This window comes from Paraburkholderia sp. 2C, from assembly GCF_054589215.1.
The window spans coordinates 819,041-837,936 of sequence record NZ_BAAILL010000036.1 but is presented as its reverse complement, the minus strand read 5'-3'; the positions used below and the strand labels follow the sequence as shown (position 1 = coordinate 837,936).

Here is an 18,896-nt window from a genome sequence, read left to right as displayed (position 1 = left end):
CTTCGTCATGATCGAACATCGTCCTTTTGTTTCGCTCGGCGCTATCCGGCGGGACTGGCTCCATGCTCGACTGCATTTTCGCGTCGGCGCATCCGGGCGCGCGGAGCATACGCCGCTGGGCGCGCTCCACGTGTGGAACGACGACGAATGCGCGCCGCACGCGGGCTTCGGTCTGCATGCCCACCGCGACGTCGAAATCGTCACGTGGGTGCGCTCGGGCGCGATCACGCATGAAGACGATGCGGGCAATCGCGCACGGCTCGTCGCCGATTCCGTGCAGGTCATGAGCGCGGGCGCCGCGCTCCATCAGGCCGAGCGCAACCTGGAAAATGTGCCCGCGCGGCTATTCCATATCCGGCTGCGGCCGCGCACGCCTGGAGGCACGCCGCGCTGGGCGACGCGCGGCTGCTCGCGCGAATGTCGCGAGAACCGCTTCGTCACGCTGGCGAGCGGCGACCCGGACGACGTGCGCGCGGGCGCGCTGCCCATTCATGCCGACGCGCGCGTGCGTATCGCGACCTTGCGCGAAGGCACGACGGTGCAGCACGTTTTGCCGATGCCGGGTTCGGCGTATCTGGTCGCGGATCAGGGGCGGCTCGATGTGGGACATGTCATGCTGGCACCACGCGATGGAGCCGCCATCCGCGATGAAACGTGTGTTGCGTTGACGGCGCGTGACGATACCGATGTCGTAATCGTCGAACTCTTGCACAGGAGCGACGGAAGTCTTTAGCCGGACAGCGACAGGACGTCCCGTTATTTCCGTTAGGAATGCCTGGAGCGGGATGAGGTTAGGGCGAGAAGATCGAGCAACACTGCTTACGCAAAACACGGAAGCTGTTGTCGGGCAGGCATAGCGAGGCGCGGATCGGCCATAAACTGACAGCCAGTTCACACCGTCAATGGTCGACAATCGTACTGCCAGGCGCTCGCCTTTCATGCGCCCTTGCACGGGCATCGCAGTTCCGTGATGTCGCGCGGCGCCGGCGCAAAGAGGCCTTCCAGCCATCGATTGACGGCGCGAATGTGAGCAGGCATGGCTCGGAGAAGAACCCGGCGGGGCGCAAAAGCCCATGCCGTGTGGCAGGTCTCGCACTTCGCTAAAGCGAGTTCAGGATGTGAGCTTTTGCTTATATTATTACCGTCACTGGCCTTGCATCCCGCTGCCCGGCCTGAATGACGGAGATATTCTCGATGACTGAAACAATTAAAAGCATGAGGCTCAACCACCTGAGCTTTCCTTCCGCCGACGTTCCTGCGACCGCCGGATTTTTTGAACGCTATCTCGGGTTCACCGTGTCCAGCACATGGGAGGGCTCGGTCATTCTGAAGCGACCAGGCTTTGACGTGGTGATCGACAGTGTTACCGATCACGTGCCCACCTATCCGCGCGCGTTTCACGCAGGCTTTGAATTGCCGACGCCAGAAGATCTCAACGCCCTTTATGAGCGATTCGTCACGGAAGGTGTTGACATGGAAACAGGCATTTTCAATAACGGACGCGGCTCACGTTTCTTCTGCCGGGCACCAGGTGGCGTGATGTTCGAACTCAACACGCGCGCTGATGCAGCGCCCGAATATCGCACGACGTTCGAGGACTGAGTGCGGTTCGTTCGCACAACCGGCTTGATCGCGGAGGGACGCCAATGATCGATGCAGCATCGGCGGGGCAAGCTTGAAAAACCGTCCAACGCACAAGCCCACGCGCCCTCGCAGAGTGCCGCTGCAGGGGCGCGCCGAGGAAACGGTTGCATCGATTATCGAAGCAGCGGCGCAAATTCTCGAAAAGGAAGGTTTTGCAGGCTTCAACACGAACGCCGTCGCACGTCGTGCGGGCGTGAGCATCGGATCGCTGTATCAGTATTTTCCGGGCAAGGACGCGCTGACGGTCGCGCTCATCAATCGCGAGAACAGGCGGTTTTATGACGACGCGGTTGTCGCGCTCACGAAGCGCAGCGGCAAAGCGGCGCTGGAATATTTGCTTGCCGCGGCGGTGCGTCAGCAATTGCAGCGTCCGACGCTTGCGCGTCTGCTCGATATTGAGGAAGCGCGGCCGACGTTACGCGGCGAAGTGGAAAAAGACGAGCTTGAGGACTTGTTCCTCGAAGTGCTGCGGCGCGCCGCACCGGAACATAAACGTCTCGATGTCGCCGCGGCGGACGTCATCGCCATTATTCGCGGAATGGTCGATTCCGCGGGCGAGCGCGGCGAAACCGACTTCGACGGTCTCGAAAAACGCCTGCGCGCGGCCGTCTTCGGTTATCTCGCCAGGACCTGACCCCGCGCCCGACGGGACGCTGAGACGTTCGGGTTCCTGCGGGGTGCATAGCAAGGATTTGCGTGAAATGCTCTCGGCGTTCGTCGCGTGTTACTTCGCGTGTTACTTCGCGTGTTACTGCGCCGTGTCCGGTGTGCAACCTCAGCCGTTGATTCCTCAAAAAGAGGATGGCGACGCATCGTAGCACCGCCTGCTACTGTCATCAGGCGCGAAGGATGGCGAAAGGAGATCGTTGAAAATTGAGGCTCCTGTACCCAAACAGGGCGCCTCGCAACAAGAGCATATCCACCCTCATTGCGAAAGCCGCCCTTCAGTCAGTCGTCACTTCGCCTGCTGCCCCGCCGCTTCCAGAATAAGATTCGCGACTTCCTGCGGATGCGAAATCAGCGATACGTGCGACGAGGGAATCTCGATCGTGTGCGCCTTCATCCGATTCGCCATAAAACGTTGGAGATCGGAATTGATCGTGCGGTCTTCGGTTGAGACGGCATACCACGTCGGTTTGTCGTGCCATGCCGCGACGGTCGTTTTGGCCATGGTGATGGCCTTGCCGATGGGTTGCTGCACCGCGTAGTACTTTTCGGCCTCCGCAGTCGGCAAGTCGCCTGCGAAGTCCTTGACGAATGCATTTTCGGAGAGCTTGCCATAGCCGTCCGCGGACCACTGCAGTCCCGCCGATGCCGGGGCAGCCGGGAACTTGCGCGTCAGCGCAGGATAGTCTTCGCCGGCTTCGGGCGCGCGTGCGGCGATATAAACCAGGCCTGTGACCTTCGGATCGTCGCCCGCTTGACTGATGACCATGCCCCCATACGAGTGGGCAACCAGCAGTGTCGGCCCGTCTTGCTGAGCGAGTGCGCGCTTGACCGCATCGACGTCCGCGTCCAGCGAGGTCGTCGGGTTCTGAACCGAGGTTACATGGAAACCCTTTGCCTGCAACAGGGGAATGACCTTTTCCCAACTGGATCCGTCGGCAAACAAGCCGTGCACAAGCACGATATTGTGAACGGGGGTGGCGGGTGCATTCGTCTCGGCCAGCGCCGAGTGAGCTGCGAAGGTCAAAGAGAGCGCGGTGAGGGTAGCGCCGATCATGCTGCGTTTCATGCCGATTTCCTTTTGGTTGATGTTGCTGCGGTGGTGTTGAAGCGTAAAAGTGAGCTGCTGGCGTGACTGGCTCGACCGGGGCGCGGCAGTCACAGGGGTAAAACGTCATGCGTTGCTGACTGAAGACGTCGCGGCGCGGCGCCTGGTGAGCGAAGGGCACGTCATGCTTCGTACTCGAATCGATAGCCCACGCCGTATATCGTATGAATGAGGCGCCGTGGAAACGGGTCGTCAATTTTTTGACGGAGCCGGCGCACGGCCACGTCGACCACATTGCTATCGCTGTCAAAGTTCATGTCCCAAACGCGCGACGCGATCAGGGCGCGCGGAAGCACTTGAGCCTGATGCTGCATCAGGAAACGGAGCAGCGTGAATTCCCTGTTTGTTAGCGTGATACGCGCATCGCCGCGTGCCACGCGCCGCTTGACGATATCAACGCGAAGGTCGCCTGCCTCGAGTAAATCCGGCTGTCGCCTGACGGGCTCATCGCGCCGCAGAATCAGGCGAACCCGCGCGAGCAGTTCGGCAAACGAGAATGGCTTGACGAGGTAATCGTCCGCGCCGAGTTCGAGGCCCTTGAGGCGATCTTCGCGCGTGCCGCGCGCGCTCAGGAATAGCACCCGTGAATCCAACCGTGTGTCGAGCTTCTGCATGACAGTCCAGCCATCCATCTGAGGCATCATCACGTCCAGGACGATGAGGTCATAGCGCATTTCCTGTGCGAGACGCAGCCCGTCAATGCCATTGAGGGCGACGTCAACCAGGTAGCCTGCGTCGGTCAATCCGTTACGCAGGTAATCGCCAGTTTTCGCTTCGTCGTCGATAACGAGGATTTTCATGGAAACCAGGTGGTTGAAACATCGTGAGGAAAGTCTACGGGCGTGGTCCGAACCTCGCGGTTACCCGGTCATTACAAAAAAATGACGAGGTGCGCAGGGCCGATGCGTTGTCATGCCATGTCGCGATTGGTGTCATGACCGACGATGCCGCCGATCCACTCGACAATGCGGGGGACGGTCGCAACGAAATGGCGCACTTGACGTGCGATCGGGCGCCACCGTGAATCGTGGCGGTCTGCTAGCCGCATAGACGGACGCCACGGGCAATATCGTGTTCGACCACCCGTTTAACGCTGGTTGAATCGGTAGACCACGAGACGCGAATTTGCTTGCATCAACCTGGCGGAAGCGTTTCGACTGGAAGCGTGAGATCAATAGAGCCCCCCATCGCGGATGGTCGGGCGCGGCCAGGAGCGTGGCCAATGGTGGGCTGATCCGTCGAGCGTAATGCAGTCCGATAGCCCTTGGGCGATCTCCCCGTGATGCGCTTGAAAGCGTGGCTGAACGCGCTCTCAGACGCATACCCCAGCGTCTGAGCCACGACCGAAACCGGCGTGGCATCGTCTCCCAGTGCGCGTTCCGCCAATCGCATGCGCCAATGGGTCAGATAAGTCAGTGGCGCCACGCCGGCGACGGCTTTGAAGTGGGAAGCGAATGTTGTTCGCGACATGGCGCAAGCCTGGGCCAGATCCTCGAGATGCCACGACCTTGCGGGGCTCTCGTGCATCAAGCGGAGCGCCGGGGCGATGCGTGCGTCGCTCAACGCACGCAGCCATCCAGCGTTGAGCGGCCCCGACGTCGCCAGGTGCGCGCGCAGAATCTCGATGAACAGCAACTGCGACAGTTGCGCCGAAGCGAGTTGCGACCCGGGTTGCCCTGCCGCTCGCTCCTCCACCAGTCTGTCGAGAAGCCAACTGAATACCGCCGCTTGCGGCGACGCGGCCTTGATATGGATCCAGGGAGGCAAGACGTTCAGCAGCAGGGGGCCGCTGACGGGGTCAAGCAACACGTGTCCTCCGAGGTGGGCGAACTCGTTCCCGTTTCCTAGCTGCGCAGTTGAGCGTCCTGCGCGAGAGAAGATATCCATCGCTTCGATCGGCTCGGTCTCCAGATCACTCGACAGGATCGACCAGCGCAGGGCAGAGAGCAAGCCGACATCGCCGGTCTCGAAACGCGCCGGCTCGGGTTGGCCCTCGAGCCGTACCCAGCAGTTCCCCTTCACAACGGCAAAAAACTTGATCTTGTCCGGCGCAGGGAATCGCACTGCCCATGGTCCACCAGCCGTAAAGCCGCCGGTGACGAGACTCTGAGCCCGCGTCAGTTTGAGGATGTCGGAGAACGGATCGGTCGTCATCTTCGTACTCTTGCACATGCAAAACGTACTTTCAAGCATTCTCAGTACGGTCGGCGTGGCTTATCGTCTGCTTGTCTAAGATAAGGATCAAAAATGGGCCAGGAACTGGTGCTCGTCACGGGCGGAACGGGGTTTATCGCTCAACATTGCATCCTGGCTTTGCTGGGTCAGGGCTATCGGATCCGCACTACGCTGCGCAACTTGTCGCGGGAAGCAGAAGTCCGGGAGAACCTGAGGACGGGCGGTGCAGAACCGGGTGATCTTCTGTCGTTCGTCTCGGCAGACCTCGGTTCCGACATGGGATGGGCCGAGGCAAGCCGCGGCTGTACATATGTCATTCACAGCGCTTCCTCGACTCCGTCGGGCAACTACGTCACGCAGGGCGACTGGAATGAGCCCGCTGTCGAAGGCAATCTGCGAGTCTTGCGGGCAGCGCGCGACGCCGGTGTGAAGCGTCTCGTTCTGACCTCTGCGTTTGGCGCGGTTGGCTGCGGTCACGGACCGCTTAACCGGCCTTTCAATGATAACGATTGGAGTAATCTGCAGAGCGACCTCGCGCCCTATCAAAGGTCAAAAACACTTGCAGAACAGGCTGCCTGGGATTTCGTGAGGAAGGAGGGCAACGGCCTGGAGATGGCTGCCGTCAATCCCACAACGGTTTTAGGACCCGCCCTCGGCGCTGACTACTCGCATTCGATTCGAATGATCAAGAACATGATGGAGGGCCAGCCCGGGGTACCCAAGCTCAACTCGTGTTTTGTCGATGTACGCGATGTTGCCGACTTGCATGTGCGTGCCATGTTGGCGCGGAGCGCCGATGGGGAGCGCTTTCTCGCGTCCGCCGGCGAAAGCCTGTGGATGGCCGACGTCGCCAGGATCCTGCGCAGGCGCATGGGGCCGACGGCCAGCAAGGTTTCGACGCGCGTCTTGCCCAACTGGCTCGTTCGACTCGGCGCACGGAAGAACCCTCAGATGAAGGCCATTGCACCGATGCTAGGAGTCAACATGAACGCGACGAGCGCGAAGGCGGAAGAGCGTCTTGGCTGGAAGCCGCGTTCGGCGGAGGACGCAATCGTTGCGACTGCCGAGAGCCTCGTCCGGCTGAATCTGCTCGGGGCTTAGCTATCGGGAAGCTATCGGGAAGCTATCCGGACCGCTCGCGCTTTGCCTGGGCGCCGGTCCCAAAAGCGCGCCGCTCGCGAGCGGACACGCTCCTTCTTTCACGCTACGAGCTGTTGCCGTAGATACTCGGCGGTGAGGCTTTCCTTCGCGCGCACGACCTGGGCCGGTGTGCCGCTCGCCACGATCTTGCCGCCGGCGTCGCCGGCGCCCGGGCCGACGTCGACAACCCAGTCGCTTTGCGCGGCTACCCGCATGTCGTGCTCGACCATGACGACGGTGTTGCCGGCATCCACGAGTCCCTGGAGTTGCACCATCAGCCGATCGACGTCGGCGGGATGCAGGCCGGTGGTCGGTTCGTCGAGGATATACAGCGTGTCGCCGCGTTGTGCGCGTTGCAGTTCCGTGGCGAGCTTGATGCGCTGAGCTTCGCCACCGGACAATTCGGTGGCGGGTTGACCGAGACGCAGATAGCCGAGGCCGATGTCATGCAGCACTTTCAGCGCGCGCATCACGCTGGCTTCATCGGCGAAGAAATCGCAGGCGGCGTCGACGGTCAGGCCAAGCACCTCGGCGATGTTCTTATCGCGCCATGTGACTTCCAGCGTTTGCGCGTTGTAGCGCGTGCCGTCACAGGTCGAGCAGGGCGCATAGACGCTTGGCAGGAACAGGAGTTCGACGCTGACGAAGCCTTCGCCTTCACACGTCGGGCAACGGCCTTGCGCCACGTTGAAGGAGAAGCGGCCCGCGCCGTAGCGACGCTTGCGAGCCAGTGGCGTGTCGGCGAACAGCTTGCGCACGTGGTCGAAGAGGCCCGTGTAGGTGGCGAGATTGGAGCGCGGCGTGCGGCCGATCGGTTTCTGATCGACGCGCACGAGGCGGCGCAGCGCGTCCATGCCTTCGGCAATGCGGCCGCCGGTCGGCGCGCTTGCGCTCGCGAGCAACGGATCCTGCTCGTCGTCGTCGGGGTTTTCAAAGGCGCGTCCAAGGTGGCTAGCGACCAGCTCCGGCAACGCCTGGCTCACGAGGCTCGATTTGCCCGAGCCCGACACGCCCGTGACGGCAGTCAGGCAGCCGAGCGGAAACGCGGCGTCCAGACCATGCAGATTATTGCGCGTGATGCCGGCGAGCCGCAGCCAGCCGACTGGTTCGCGCGCCGCGCGTGCGACGGGCGTGGGCGGCGCAAACAGATGTCGGCGGGTATATGACGCTTCGACATTGGCGAGACCGGCGGGCGGCCCACTATAGACGACATGGCCGCCGGCTTCGCCGGCCGCAGGACCGACATCGACGAGCCAGTCGGCGCGCCGCATCATCTGCAGATCGTGTTCGACGACAAACAGCGAATTGCCGGCGGCCTTCAGGCTCTGCAGCGCGCTGAAGAGCGCTTCGCCATCCGCGGGGTGCAGGCCGGCCGATGGCTCGTCGAGCACATACACGACGCCGAACAACTGCGACGACAACTGCGTGGCGAGTCGCAAGCGCTGCAGTTCGCCGGATGACAGTGTGGGCGTACTGCGCTCCAGCGCGAGGTAGCCCAGACCCAGATCGACCAGGGTTGTCAGGCGTTCGAGCAACTCGGCTGCAATGCGCTGCGCGGCGACGCGTTTTTCTTCGGACAGATTGGGTGTGCGCCGTACGTCGGGCGAGGCTTTATGCGCGGACCCGCCTGCGGCGATCCGTTTATCGACGGCATCGCGCATGGCGCTCCTGCTGAGCACGCCGCCTTTGCCGGCGTTTTTGCCCGAATGCGCGGCATCCGGCTCGGGCCATTCGCCGCGCGCGATCGGTTCGAGCATCTCGGCGAGTCTGGCTAGCGGCAACTGAGCGAACGCGCCGATATCGAGCCCGGCGAATTTCACCGACAGCGCTTCCTTCTTGAGCCGCTTGCCATGACAGGTCGGACAGACGCTGCCAATCATGAATTGCGACACGCGTTTTTTCATCAACGCGCTTTGCGTGTTCGCGAACGTGTGCAGTACATAGCGGCGTGCGCCGGTGAATGTCCCTTGATAGCTGGGTTCGTCCTTGCGCTTGAGCGCGGCGCGTGTTTCTTTCGGCGTGAGTCCGGCGTAGACGGGCACGGTCGGCTGTTCGTCGGTGAAAAGAATCCAGTCGCGGTCTTTTTTTGGCAAATCGCGCCACGGTTTATCGACGTCGTAGCCGAGGGTCACCAGAATGTCGCGCAGGTTTTGTCCGTGCCACGCGGGCGGCCATGCGGCGATTGCGCGCTCGCGAATGGTCAGCGAGTCGTCAGGCACCATCGACTTTTCGGTGACCTCGTACACGCGGCCAAGTCCATGGCAAGTCGGACAGGCGCCTTGCACCGTGTTCGGCGAGAAATCCTCGGCGAACAGCATGGGCTGCTTCGGCGGGTAGTCGCCCGTGCGCGAATAGAGCATGCGCACGAGACTCGACAGCGTGGTCACGCTGCCCACCGACGAGCGCGCGCTCGGCGTGCCGCGCTGCTGCTGCAACGCGACCGCGGGCGGCAGGCCTTCGATGGCGTCCACTTTGGGCACGCCGACCTGCTCAATCAGGCGCCTGGCATACGGCGCGACAGATTCGAAATAGCGCCGCTGCGCTTCGGCGTACAACGTGCCGAATGCCAGCGACGATTTGCCCGATCCGGACACGCCGGTGAAAACGACCAGCGCATCGCGCGGAATCTGCACATCGATGTTTTTCAGATTATGTTCGCGAGCGCCGCGCACCCGCACGAAGCCGGTAAAGACGGGCTTCTCGGTCGGCGGCGGCGTCGAGCGTGCTTGGTTGTCGATGGCGTCCATATCGATGAGTGGCGAACAAGCATGGCCCTGCGGGCCAACGCTAATGACGTTGCACGGAGCATGCCCGAAGGTTATATGGCGATGATGCCAGTAAAGGCAGGGCGCATGCACCCCGTCAATCGAGAACGACCGCCTGTATCGAGCGCTTCTCCGCGCGCGGAGTGCAGTGATTAATGGACACACGGACACACCACCGGTGCGGCGCGGAAGAAAGCAGTATTCGCCGCTCGGGGCGCAGCATCGCCGACGAGTTGCATGCCTCAAACAGTGTACTGGCGCGTGCCTGCAGGCGGCACGGTCTATGCCGATCAGCTATCTGTATTCAGTTCGACTCGAACGCGCTTGCCGGATGCCCGAAGGTCAACCGGGGATACCTATTCACGACGTTGCTGCACGCTGTGGCTTCAGCAACCATTCGCATGTCAGCCGGACGTTCGAGGCGCGATATGGTACGGCGCCTCGCGAATATTCGCTTCATCGCGAATCCGCGAAAAAGGAAGCGCCGACGATTGAAGGCGAAGCCATATGATCGCATTGTCAAGCGGAGGGAAACCGATCGCACGAGGAGGAGTTCACCCAGCGAGAAGCAAACGTGTCCGGATGAACTTCATTGCGCGTCAGCAACTGTGCTTCGTGGTGCGAGATCGCAGGTTGCCAGTTTGATGTTGCCGACCGTTTGAAGCCGGATTTTTTCAAGCTAATCTGATTCTTGTCCGATGTGAGACAGCGTGAACTATCAGGTGCTCTTACGGCGAGGGTGAGGCCCGACTGCGCTCCGGGTACGGTAAGTCACGCCGTGTTGTTCGAGGTACTCGCGGATCAGTTGACGTACCACCTGCGACGGTGTCAGATCCTGTGACGCACACAGTTTCTCGAACGCCTCCTTCTTCACCGGATCGATCAGCACCGTCAGCCGGGCAGTTTTCGTTTCCATGTCAGCAGCAGCTTCCCGATATGTTAATCGAATGATAATACACTGTCTGAAACACACTTGCCACGGCGGTCCGGGGCGCCACGGACTGGCAGCCCTGGCATCAAAGAATGTGACATGCAGCGCGGTCGCAACCCGCGCTCTTCAACCGCATCGTGGGTCCCATAGGCAGGCTTCTACGTGGATCAATGCAGGCATCGTCCGATAATCTTCACAAGGAAGGCGCGTAACCGCTCGTCCCACGTCTCGTCGAGCAACGCCACGTCGGCCGTCGCGGTCGGCTGCATCCCATTGTCAAGGTACACCGCACGCAGCGATTTTGCGTGGAGCGGTCTGCGGAAGAAGCGGCCGCCCTCGTCGAGGAACAGGCACTCTTTCTGCCGATATCGCGTGCTGCGTATCGATGTGGCGTCGAAAACATGGCGTACCGATTCCTTCGGGTAGACGAAGATGACGTTGATGCCGCACGCCTCGAGGCGATCACACATATCCGCGAACCGGTACAGCATCTGGAAACCGCGTTCGCCAGCCTTTCCGATGCCAACGACAACCAGGCCACGGACGCCTGTCAGGTCGCGAACATGGCGATACAGGTGGTTGTGCGACATCAGGGGAACAGAGATATCAATCATGTTCGCCCCTCTGGCGAGGCATGGCATGCCCGTTTTCAAGTGGCGGCGCTACCCTCATCCGGGTTCTCCCGACCGGTTACCATTAAAACGTAGGAAATGATAACGACATTATCATAATATGTGCGTCGCGAATACCGGCGCGAGGCGGGCAGGGATTGCGGTCATAGGGTGCCTCGCGCTCGGGTTGGTAGATACTTTCGCGACCGCCGGACCTGTGTCATCCCTTGATGGATTGCCGCGAATAAAGCTGCTAGGATGATAACGTCATTATCATGATCTGATAATTTTATGATCCTGCCGGGCAGACCCCGGCGATTTCGCGACCACGAGGCGACCGGAAGAGGCATCGGATGCGACGTGCACTCAATTGGGAACTCGTCTGCGTGGGCCTCGCCTGGCAGCGGAACATGAATCCGCTAGTGCTGTTCCGGATCGGCAGCGCATGAATGGCGGCCCCATTCGATAGCGCGTGCCGCGCCGGCAACCGGTAGACGTCGGAAAGAGAGCAGGGTGCGATGGAACATCTATCCATACTCCAGGGGATCTTGCTGGTCATTGCAGGCTGGCTTGCGCTTGCAGTCCTCGGGCTTGCGGTCTTGCGACGCACAGGGTTCGTTGCAAGGATCCTGTTTCCGGCAGGCGCGGCGTGCGGACTGCTTCTCTGTCTGCTCGGTGTGGCGGGCGTGTTCCGCGGTCCCGAGCAAGCCGTGTTGCCGCTCGGGCTTCCCGGGTTGCCGTTCCACGTCAGGCTCGACGGGTTATCGGCCTATTTCCTTGCGGTGCTCGGCATGGTCACCGCCGGTGTCAGCGCGTTTTCGGCGGGCTATTTCCGCAAGGGCGAGGGCACCCCGCCGGGGCTGTTGTGCTTCGGATATCACGTATGCATGGCGAGCCTTGCGACCGTTCTCGTCGCAGACGATGCCTATCTGTTCATGGTTGCCTGGGAAACGGTGTCGCTCACCGCTGCGTTCCTCGTCATGAGCAACCATCGCGCCGTGGAGACGCGGCATGCCGCCTATCTGTACTTCCTGATATCGCACGTCGGTGCGCTAGCGTTGCTGCTGTGTTTCGGGCTGTTGCAGGCGAAAAGCGGCGACTACACGTTCTCCGGGATGCGTGCGCAGCACCTGGACGCGTTCTGGGCATCGCTCGCTTTTCTGCTCGCGCTGTTCGGCTTCGGCGCAAAAGCGGGGATTTTCCCGTTGCACGTGTGGTTGCCGCAGGCGCATCCTGCGGCGCCGTCGCCGGTGTCGGCGCTGATGAGCGGATTCGTGCTGAAGGCCGGGCTCTACGGCATGCTGCGCACCGTATTCGACCTGCTGCACCTGCAGATTGCGTGGTGGGGCGTCGTCATGCTCGTGCTCGGCCTCTTTACCGCACTGTCAGGCGCGGTGTTCAGCGCGATCCAGACAGACATGAAACGGCTGCTCGCGTATTCGTCGATCGACAACATCGGCCTGATGTTCGTGAGCATGGGGCTCGCGATCCTCTTTCGTGCGTATGGCATGCCGGCGCTTGCCGCGCTGTCGCTGACCGCGCTGCTGTATCAGATCGCGAGCCACGCCGCCTTCAAGAGCCTGCTTTTCGTCGCGACCGGCACGGTGTTGCATGCTACCGGCGAGCGCAATCTCGGGCGCCTTGGCGGCCTCATCCGGTTCATGCCGTGGACCGCGTGGGCGGCGCTGCTCGGCGCGCTGTCGAGCGCGGGCCTGCCGCCGCTCTCCGGCTTCGTGTCCGAATGGCTACTGCTGCAAAGCTTCCTGTTCACGCCCGGGTTGCCCGATTCTTTCCTGAACATGATCGTGCCCGTGGTCGCGGCGCTGATCGCGCTGGTTGCCGCGCTCGCCGGTTATACGATGGTGAAGTTCTTCGGCATCATCTTTCTCGGCCAGCCGCGCGAAGCGAAGCTTGCTGCCGCGCACGATGCGAGTCCGTGGGAACGCGCGGGCTTTGCATGGCTCGCGACGATGTGCGTGCTGCTCGGCCTGTTACCGGTGCAGTTCGCGGCGGTGCTCGATCGCGTGACGCAAGCACTGATCGGCGCGGGAATCGGCCAGTCAGTCGCGCGCAACGGCTGGCTGCTGCTCGCGCCTGTCAATATCGAGCGTGCGAGCTACATGCCGGTCGTGTTCCTGCTTTTCTTCCTCGGCTGCTGTGCGCTCGCCTGGGGACTGGTACGGCGCTTCTATCACGGCCGCTTGCGAAGAGCGATTCCATGGGCGTGCGGGTATCCGTTCGTCAACGCGCGGATGCAGGATACGGCGGAGGGGTTCGGCCAGCCGATCCGCGAGATCTTCGCGCCGCTGTTCAGAATCGAACGAGAGTTGCCGTCGCCGTTCGATACGCAGCCGCGCTATCGCGTCGCCGCGACCGACCGGACCTGGACGCTTCTGTACGCGCCGATCGAGCGTGCAGTCAGGCGTGCCGCCGCGGTCGCCGGGCTGCTGCAGACGGGACGCATCGCGATTTACCTGATGTACAGCTTTCTGGTGCTCATCGTCCTGCTGGTGCTGGTGACGCGATGATGACGCTATCCGGACTGCTCTCCCAGGCGCTCGAAGTCATCCTTGCGCTGTCGGCCGCACCCTTGCTGACAGGCTGGATCAACATGTGCCGTGCGTGGCTGCAAAGCCGCCGCGCGCCGTCGATCTGGCAGCCGTATCGCACGCTGCATAAGCTGTTCAACAAGGAATCGGTCATTGCCGTTCACGCGAGCCCGATCTTCCGCGGCGCGCCCTATGTGGTGTGGGCCTGCATGACGCTCGCGGCCGCCATCGTGCCGACCTTGTCGACCGATCTGCCGCTGTCGCCGGCAGCCGACGCGATCGCGCTCGTCGGCCTGTTTGCGCTCGCGCGCGTCGCGCTGTCGCTTGCCGCGATGGACATCGGCACCGCGTTCGGCACGCTGGGCGCGCGCCGGGAAATGCTGGTCGGTTTTCTCGCCGAGCCGGCGCTGCTGATGGTGCTGTTTTCCGCATCGCTGATTACGCATTCGACCTTGCTCACGCAAATCGTCAGCAAGCTGAGCCACGAGCAGCTCGCGATCTATCCGAGCCTCGCGTTCGCCGGCATTGCGTTCACGATGGTATCGCTGGCCGAAAACGCCCGGTTGCCGGTCGATAACCCTGCCACGCACCTCGAACTGACGATGATTCACGAGGCGCTGATCCTCGAATACTCAGGGCGCCACCTCGCGTTGATGGAATGGGCCTCGAGCCTCAAGCTGTTTGCGTACTCGTGCATCGGACTGGCGCTGTTCGTGCCCTGGGGGATCGCCGAAGCAGGCAATCCCGGCGCGCTGCTGTTCGCAATTCCGGCGCTTTGCGTCAAGCTGCTGGTCGGCGGCGCGGTGCTCGCGGCCATCGAGGCGCTCAACGCGAAGATGCGCATTTTCCGCGTGCCGGAGTTCCTCGCGACGGCATTCCTGCTCGCCGTCATGGGCATGCTCGTCCACTTTCTGCTGGGGGCATGATGCACGGGCTCGCCACGCAGATCATCAACCTGCTCGCCGCGGTTCTGCTGATGCTCTCGTTCGCGATGCTCAGCCAGCGCCGGATCCTGTCGCTGATTCACCTCTACACGCTGCAAGGCGTCACGCTCGTGCTTGCGAACTTCGTGCTTGGCTACGTGACCGCTGATATGCAGCTGTACGTGTCGGCCTTGCTTACGCTTGCGCTGAAGGTGGGCGTGATTCCATGGATTCTCTACCGCCTCGTGCGGCAGCTCAACGTCAAAACGGATATTGAGCCGCTCATCAACATTCCGACGACGCTGCTGATCGGCATCGGACTCGTCATCGTCGCGTTCAACGTCGCGACGCCGATCAGCCAGCTTGCGTCGTCGGTGGCGCGCGGCGCGCTCGGCATTGCGCTCGCATGCGTGCTGCTGTCGTTCATGATGATGATTACGCGGGCCAAGGCGATTCCACAGGTCATCGGCTTCCTGTCGATGGAAAACGGCCTTTTCTTTGCCGCCGCGACGGCGACCAACGGTATGCCGATGATCGTCGAACTCGGCATCGGGCTCGACGTGCTGGTGGGCATCCTGATTCTCGGCATCTTCATGTTCCAGATCCGCGAGCAATTCGACAGCCTGGACATTCACCACCTCGAGAAGCTCAAAGATGACTGAGGTCTGGCTGCTGCCGCTGGTTTTCGTCATTCCGCTCGTGGCCGGCGGATGCCTCGCGCTCGTCGGACAGCACCGTCTCGCGCCGGAGCTGAACATCGCGTTCAGTTTCCTGACGCTCGTTGCAGCCGTCTTGCTGGCCGCGCGAACGGTCGAACTCGGGCCAGCATTCGCGTTTGGCAAGCTCTTCTTCGTCGATCCGCTGAACGTGTTCCTCGTCGCGCTGACTGCGTTCGTCGGCTGGACCACGTCCGTTTTCTCCCGGCCCTACATGCGCATCGAACGCGACCGCGGCAAGATGACCGGCGCGCGCATGCGCCTGTATCACAGCATGTATCAACTGTTCGTGTTCGCGATGCTGCTTGCGCTGCTCACGAACAACATGGGCATCCTGTGGGTCGCGATGGAGGCCGCGACGCTCGCGACCGTGCTGCTCGTGGGCGTGTATCGCACCGCTGCGAGCCTCGAAGCCGCGTGGAAGTATTTCATCCTCTGCGGCGTCGGCATCGCGCAGGCTCTGTTCGGCACGATCCTGCTCTATCTGGCGGCAAGCCGCGAACTGGGCGGCGGCGACGCGCTGCTCTGGACCAATCTGAACGCGCTGAAGGGCGCGCTTGATCCGACCATCGTATCGCTCGCCTTCGTATTCCTGCTGATCGGCTACGGCACGAAGGTCGGCCTTGTGCCGATGCACAACTGGCTGCCCGACGCGCATGCCGAAGGGCCGACGCCGATTTCGGCCGTGCTGTCCGGCCTGCTGCTCAACGTCGCGCTCTATGCGGTGCTGCGTTGCAAGGTGCTCGCCGACGGTGCGCTGCAAAACGGCTTGCCCGGGCGTCTGCTGGTCGGCTTCGGGCTGGTGTCGGTGATCGTCGCGACGTTTTCGCTATTGCGGCAGAAAGACGTCAAGCGTCTGTTCTCGTATTCGTCGATCGAGCACATGGGGCTCATGACATTCGCGTTCGGAATCGGCGGCCCCGCGGCAACCTTCGCCGGCCTGCTGCACATGACCGTTCATTCGCTTGTGAAATCGGCCATTTTCTTTGCGGTGGGCCATGCGGCACAGAAGGTTCGCACGCAACTGATCGACGATATCCGAGGGCTGCTCGCGGTGAGCCCGACGGTCGGATGGGGCATGATGCTCGGCGCGCTCGCCATTGTCGGCATGCCGCCGTTCGGCGTTTTCGCCAGCGAGTTTCTGATCGTGACGAATGCCATGAGGGAACTGCCGTGGACGACGCCTTTTCTGCTGCTCGCGCTGGCTGTCGCGTTCGCGACGATCTTCTCGCGCGTGCAGCATATGGTTTTCGGCAGCACCACCGCGGCGGTGCTCGAACATTCGCCGGCGCTGCTGCCGGTGTTCGTGCATCTGGCGCTTGGACTGATGCTGGGACTCTATATTCCGCCGTATCTCGCCACGTGGTACCGGCAAGCGGCGGCGCTGATAGCGGGGTGACACATGCGCATCGATGCACTCGGGCTTGACACGATCGAACGGCTGCCTCGCATTGCCGGGACGGCGACGGCGTTTCTCGCGCATGTCGATGCCACGGCGTGGGTACGCACGGCCATCGCGATCCGTGAGCAAGGTGGACGGCTGATTTCGCTGTGGGGCGCGCAAGAGCCGGCAGGCACGTTCTCGATCCGCGCGGCCTACGCGCTCGAGGACGGTTTGCTGTGGCTGCAATTGCCGGCCGCTGCCGCTGCCGATGCCGATGCCGATGCCGATGCCGATGCCGATGCCGATGCCGATGCCGCTGCCGCTGCCGATGCCGATGCCGACGCCGATGCGTCTCGCGGCGCAGACGGCTATCCCGATCTGTCCGTCATCTTCCCATGTGCGTCGCGGATGCAGCGGGCGGTTTTCGACCTGCTCGGCGTGCGCGCGATCGGCGCCGCGGATGCAAGGCCGTGGCTCAATCATGGCAACTGGCCGGCCGACTATTTCCCGCTGCAGAAGCAGTCGTCGGGACATGAACGCTTCGCGTCTCACGAGGCCGATTACCCGTTCGTGCGGGTTGCAGGTGACGGTGTGCACGAGATCGCGGTCGGTCCGATTCACGCAGGCATCATCGAGCCGGGGCACTTTCGCTTCTCGGTCGTCGGCGAAAAGGTGTTGCGCCTCGAAGAGCGGCTGGGCTACGCGCACCGCGGCATCGAGCGGCTGTTCGAAGCGACGCCGCTGCTGGACGGCCATCGCCTCGCCGGACGCATCGCCGGCGACACGTCGGTCGCGTTCGCGTGGGCATACTGCATGGCGCTGGAAAATGCGCTCGGCGTCGGCGTCCCGCGGCGCGCGCAGTGGCTAAGAGCGTTGATGCTCGAACGCGAGCGCATTGCCAATCATCTTGGCGACCTCGGCGCGCTCGGCAACGATGCCGGATTCGCAATCGGCCTCGCGCAGTTTTCCCGGCTCAAGGAGGACTGGTTGCGTCTTAACGGCCGGATTTTCGGCCACCGCTATCTGATGGACCGGATCGTACCGGGCGGCGTCGCGCAAGACGTGGACCGCGATGCGATCGGAGCGGTACGGGAACAATGCAGGCGGATCGAAGCCGAGGTTCGCGTGATGCAGCGCGTCTACGATGAGCAGTCCGGGCTGCAGGACCGCTTTGCGGGCACCGGCAAGCTGACCGAGAAGGTGGCTGCGCATTTCAGCGTGTGCGGGCTTGCCGCCCGAGCGAGCGGCGTGCGCGCGGACGTACGTGTCGACCATCCTCATGCGCCATACGACGACGTGCGAGCGCAACTCGTCAGCGATGTTCGAGGCGATGTCGCGGGGCGTGTCGCGGTGCGTTTCAACGAGGTCTACGAATCGCTGCGCCTGATCGAGGCATTGCTCGTCCGCTTGCCGGGAGGCGACCCTCTCGCGCCCGTCGATATCGATGCCGCGCCCGCTCGTGGCATCGGCTGGATCGAGGGCTGGCGCGGGGAAGTGTTCGTCGCGCTCGAGACCGGCGAGGACGGGGCGATCAGGCGGTGTCACTGTCACGATCCTTCGTGGCAGAACTGGCCTGCGCTCGAGCACGCGATCATCGGCAACATCGTTCCCGATTTCCCGCTGATCAACAAGTCGTTCAACCTCAATTACGCGGGACACGACCTCTGATGTGGCAACTTCTCAAACAGTACGTCCGAACGCCCGTACCGGCCGAGGCTATTCCGGAACCCGATGACGCATGGCAGGCCGAGCGCCGCCACATCGAGCAGGAAATCCTCGACGTACTCGGCCGCGCGCTGTGCATACGCGAGATCGACGCCGGTTCGTGCAATGGATGCGAACTGGAAATCCATGCGCTGAACAACCCGTACTACAACATCGAAGGTCTCGGCATCCGTTTTGTCGCCAGTCCCCGCCATGCGGACATGCTGCTGGTAACCGGGCCCCTGACGCTGAACATGAGGGAAGCCGTCTGGCGGGCCTGGGAAGCCACTCCTGACCCGAAGCTTGTCGTGGCCGCAGGCGATTGTGCTTGCACGGGCGGCTTCTTCCGGGACAGCTACGCGGTAGGCGGATCGCTGTCGAAGCTGCTTCCGGTCGACGTCTACGTGCCTGGCTGCCCGCCTGCGCCGGTCGACCTGCTCAGAGGCATTCTGACAGCGCTGCGAAGCAGGCGGACGACATCGGTGCCTTGACCAGCGAAGGCTGGGGCTCTTGCATCATCTTGCTCGTTACCACTGCGATCCGGGCGCTGGCAGGCGACACGGAAGGTTAGGTGGGCAAG

Annotated in this window: 17 protein-coding genes; 11 read left to right on the top strand and 6 right to left on the bottom strand. The window is 62.5% G+C overall.

The window, feature by feature from the left end:
• Window positions 1–7 precede the first annotated feature (7 nt).
• From ACYPXD_RS16445 to ACYPXD_RS16435, 3 genes are all read left to right on the top strand, one after another.
• The gene (locus tag ACYPXD_RS16445; RefSeq protein WP_459713381.1) at window positions 8–733 is read left to right on the top strand and encodes a pirin family protein; all 726 of its coding nucleotides are present in this window, start codon (window positions 8–10) and stop codon (window positions 731–733) included.
• A 461-nt stretch (window positions 734–1,194) separates the two neighbouring features.
• Window positions 1,195–1,602 carry a VOC family protein gene (locus tag ACYPXD_RS16440; RefSeq protein WP_459713167.1) on the top strand — a complete coding sequence of 136 codons (408 nt, stop codon included), beginning with the start codon at window positions 1,195–1,197 and terminating at the stop codon, window positions 1,600–1,602.
• A gap of 73 nt (window positions 1,603–1,675) precedes the next feature.
• The gene (locus tag ACYPXD_RS16435) at window positions 1,676–2,278 is read left to right on the top strand and encodes a TetR/AcrR family transcriptional regulator (RefSeq protein WP_459713164.1); all 603 of its coding nucleotides are present in this window, start codon (window positions 1,676–1,678) and stop codon (window positions 2,276–2,278) included.
• Window positions 2,279–2,599: 321 nt separating this feature from the next.
• Here ACYPXD_RS16435 and ACYPXD_RS16430 read toward each other — a convergent pair whose 3' ends face one another.
• The 3 genes from ACYPXD_RS16430 to ACYPXD_RS16420 all read right to left on the bottom strand — a co-directional run bounded on the left by ACYPXD_RS16430 (window position 2,600) and on the right by ACYPXD_RS16420 (window position 5,611).
• Window positions 2,600–3,379: an alpha/beta hydrolase gene (locus ACYPXD_RS16430; RefSeq protein ID WP_459713162.1), complete on the bottom strand. Its 780-nt coding sequence runs from the start codon at window positions 3,377–3,379 to the stop codon at window positions 2,600–2,602.
• Window positions 3,380–3,540: 161 nt separating this feature from the next.
• Window positions 3,541–4,218 carry a heavy metal response regulator transcription factor gene (locus ACYPXD_RS16425; RefSeq protein WP_459713160.1) on the bottom strand — a complete coding sequence of 226 codons (678 nt, stop codon included), beginning with the start codon at window positions 4,216–4,218 and terminating at the stop codon, window positions 3,541–3,543.
• Between the two features lie 334 nt (window positions 4,219–4,552).
• Window positions 4,553–5,611 carry an AraC family transcriptional regulator gene (locus tag ACYPXD_RS16420; RefSeq protein ID WP_459713158.1) on the bottom strand — a complete coding sequence of 353 codons (1,059 nt, stop codon included), beginning with the start codon at window positions 5,609–5,611 and terminating at the stop codon, window positions 4,553–4,555.
• Between the two features lie 54 nt (window positions 5,612–5,665).
• Between ACYPXD_RS16420 and ACYPXD_RS16415 the strand changes: the two genes are divergently transcribed.
• Window positions 5,666–6,694, top strand: a complete 1,029-nt coding sequence (locus ACYPXD_RS16415) for an SDR family oxidoreductase (protein ID WP_459713155.1) — start codon at window positions 5,666–5,668, stop codon at window positions 6,692–6,694.
• Window positions 6,695–6,792: 98 nt separating this feature from the next.
• Here the strand turns inward: ACYPXD_RS16415 and ACYPXD_RS16410 are convergent, their stop codons facing one another.
• Window positions 6,793–9,480, bottom strand: coding sequence for an excinuclease ABC subunit UvrA (locus ACYPXD_RS16410; RefSeq protein ID WP_459713153.1), 2,688 nt, complete (start codon window positions 9,478–9,480; stop codon window positions 6,793–6,795).
• Window positions 9,481–9,646: 166 nt separating this feature from the next.
• Between ACYPXD_RS16410 and ACYPXD_RS16405 the strand changes: the two genes are divergently transcribed.
• Window positions 9,647–10,009: a helix-turn-helix domain-containing protein gene (locus ACYPXD_RS16405; protein ID WP_459713150.1), complete on the top strand. Its 363-nt coding sequence runs from the start codon at window positions 9,647–9,649 to the stop codon at window positions 10,007–10,009.
• A gap of 207 nt (window positions 10,010–10,216) precedes the next feature.
• Here the strand turns inward: ACYPXD_RS16405 and ACYPXD_RS16400 are convergent, their stop codons facing one another.
• Together ACYPXD_RS16400 and ACYPXD_RS16395 are read right to left on the bottom strand one after the other, a co-directional pair.
• Entirely contained in the window at window positions 10,217–10,414 is a 198-nt protein-coding gene (locus ACYPXD_RS16400; protein ID WP_459713148.1) for a ribbon-helix-helix protein, CopG family, read from the bottom strand.
• Window positions 10,415–10,596: 182 nt separating this feature from the next.
• Window positions 10,597–11,043, bottom strand: a complete 447-nt coding sequence (locus tag ACYPXD_RS16395) for a hypothetical protein (RefSeq protein ID WP_459713146.1) — start codon at window positions 11,041–11,043, stop codon at window positions 10,597–10,599.
• 515 nt (window positions 11,044–11,558) lie between these two features.
• Between ACYPXD_RS16395 and hyfB the strand changes: the two genes are divergently transcribed.
• The 6 genes from hyfB to ACYPXD_RS16365 are packed head-to-tail and all read left to right on the top strand — an operon-like array spanning window position 11,559 to window position 18,807.
• Window positions 11,559–13,568: a hydrogenase 4 subunit B gene (gene hyfB / locus ACYPXD_RS16390; RefSeq protein ID WP_459713144.1), complete on the top strand. Its 2,010-nt coding sequence runs from the start codon at window positions 11,559–11,561 to the stop codon at window positions 13,566–13,568.
• On the top strand, window positions 13,565–14,515 hold the full coding sequence (locus tag ACYPXD_RS16385) for a respiratory chain complex I subunit 1 family protein (protein WP_459713142.1): 951 nt from the start codon (window positions 13,565–13,567) through the stop codon (window positions 14,513–14,515). Before hyfB ends, ACYPXD_RS16385 begins: the two co-directional genes overlap by 4 nt.
• Entirely contained in the window at window positions 14,515–15,174 is a 660-nt protein-coding gene (locus ACYPXD_RS16380; protein ID WP_459713379.1) for a formate hydrogenlyase, read from the top strand. The genes ACYPXD_RS16385 and ACYPXD_RS16380 overlap by 1 nt, the downstream gene beginning before the upstream one ends.
• Window positions 15,167–16,627 (top strand): hydrogenase 4 subunit F, encoded by a 1,461-nt coding sequence (locus ACYPXD_RS16375; protein WP_459713140.1) that lies wholly within the window; start codon window positions 15,167–15,169, stop codon window positions 16,625–16,627. The genes ACYPXD_RS16380 and ACYPXD_RS16375 overlap by 8 nt, the downstream gene beginning before the upstream one ends.
• Before the next feature lie 3 nt (window positions 16,628–16,630).
• Complete coding sequence (locus ACYPXD_RS16370) at window positions 16,631–18,280, top strand: hydrogenase large subunit (RefSeq protein WP_459713138.1); 1,650 nt, start codon at window positions 16,631–16,633, stop codon at window positions 18,278–18,280.
• The gene (locus ACYPXD_RS16365) at window positions 18,280–18,807 is read left to right on the top strand and encodes an NADH-quinone oxidoreductase subunit B family protein (protein WP_459713136.1); all 528 of its coding nucleotides are present in this window, start codon (window positions 18,280–18,282) and stop codon (window positions 18,805–18,807) included. The genes ACYPXD_RS16370 and ACYPXD_RS16365 overlap by 1 nt, the downstream gene beginning before the upstream one ends.
• Window positions 18,808–18,896 lie beyond the last annotated feature (89 nt).

What these genes read in the sequence shown, in the direction of transcription:
- ACYPXD_RS16395 (WP_459713146.1), bottom strand. Translation starts at nt 11,043, where the DNA reads ATGATTGATATCTCTGTTCCCCTGATGTCGCACAACCACCTGTATCGC.
- ACYPXD_RS16420 (WP_459713158.1), bottom strand. Translation starts at nt 5,611, where the DNA reads ATGCTTGAAAGTACGTTTTGCATGTGCAAGAGTACGAAGATGACGACC.
- ACYPXD_RS16445 (WP_459713381.1), top strand. Translation starts at nt 8, where the DNA reads ATGATCGAACATCGTCCTTTTGTTTCGCTCGGCGCTATCCGGCGGGAC.
- ACYPXD_RS16440 (WP_459713167.1), top strand. Translation starts at nt 1,195, where the DNA reads ATGACTGAAACAATTAAAAGCATGAGGCTCAACCACCTGAGCTTTCCT.
- ACYPXD_RS16365 (WP_459713136.1), top strand. Translation starts at nt 18,280, where the DNA reads ATGTGGCAACTTCTCAAACAGTACGTCCGAACGCCCGTACCGGCCGAG.
- ACYPXD_RS16385 (WP_459713142.1), top strand. Translation starts at nt 13,565, where the DNA reads ATGATGACGCTATCCGGACTGCTCTCCCAGGCGCTCGAAGTCATCCTT.
- ACYPXD_RS16425 (WP_459713160.1), bottom strand. Translation starts at nt 4,218, where the DNA reads ATGAAAATCCTCGTTATCGACGACGAAGCGAAAACTGGCGATTACCTG.
- ACYPXD_RS16370 (WP_459713138.1), top strand. Translation starts at nt 16,631, where the DNA reads ATGCGCATCGATGCACTCGGGCTTGACACGATCGAACGGCTGCCTCGC.
- ACYPXD_RS16410 (WP_459713153.1), bottom strand. Translation starts at nt 9,480, where the DNA reads ATGGACGCCATCGACAACCAAGCACGCTCGACGCCGCCGCCGACCGAG.
- ACYPXD_RS16430 (WP_459713162.1), bottom strand. Translation starts at nt 3,379, where the DNA reads ATGAAACGCAGCATGATCGGCGCTACCCTCACCGCGCTCTCTTTGACC.
- ACYPXD_RS16375 (WP_459713140.1), top strand. Translation starts at nt 15,167, where the DNA reads ATGACTGAGGTCTGGCTGCTGCCGCTGGTTTTCGTCATTCCGCTCGTG.
- hyfB (WP_459713144.1), top strand. Translation starts at nt 11,559, where the DNA reads ATGGAACATCTATCCATACTCCAGGGGATCTTGCTGGTCATTGCAGGC.
- ACYPXD_RS16380 (WP_459713379.1), top strand. Translation starts at nt 14,515, where the DNA reads ATGCACGGGCTCGCCACGCAGATCATCAACCTGCTCGCCGCGGTTCTG.
- ACYPXD_RS16400 (WP_459713148.1), bottom strand. Translation starts at nt 10,414, where the DNA reads ATGGAAACGAAAACTGCCCGGCTGACGGTGCTGATCGATCCGGTGAAG.
- ACYPXD_RS16415 (WP_459713155.1), top strand. Translation starts at nt 5,666, where the DNA reads ATGGGCCAGGAACTGGTGCTCGTCACGGGCGGAACGGGGTTTATCGCT.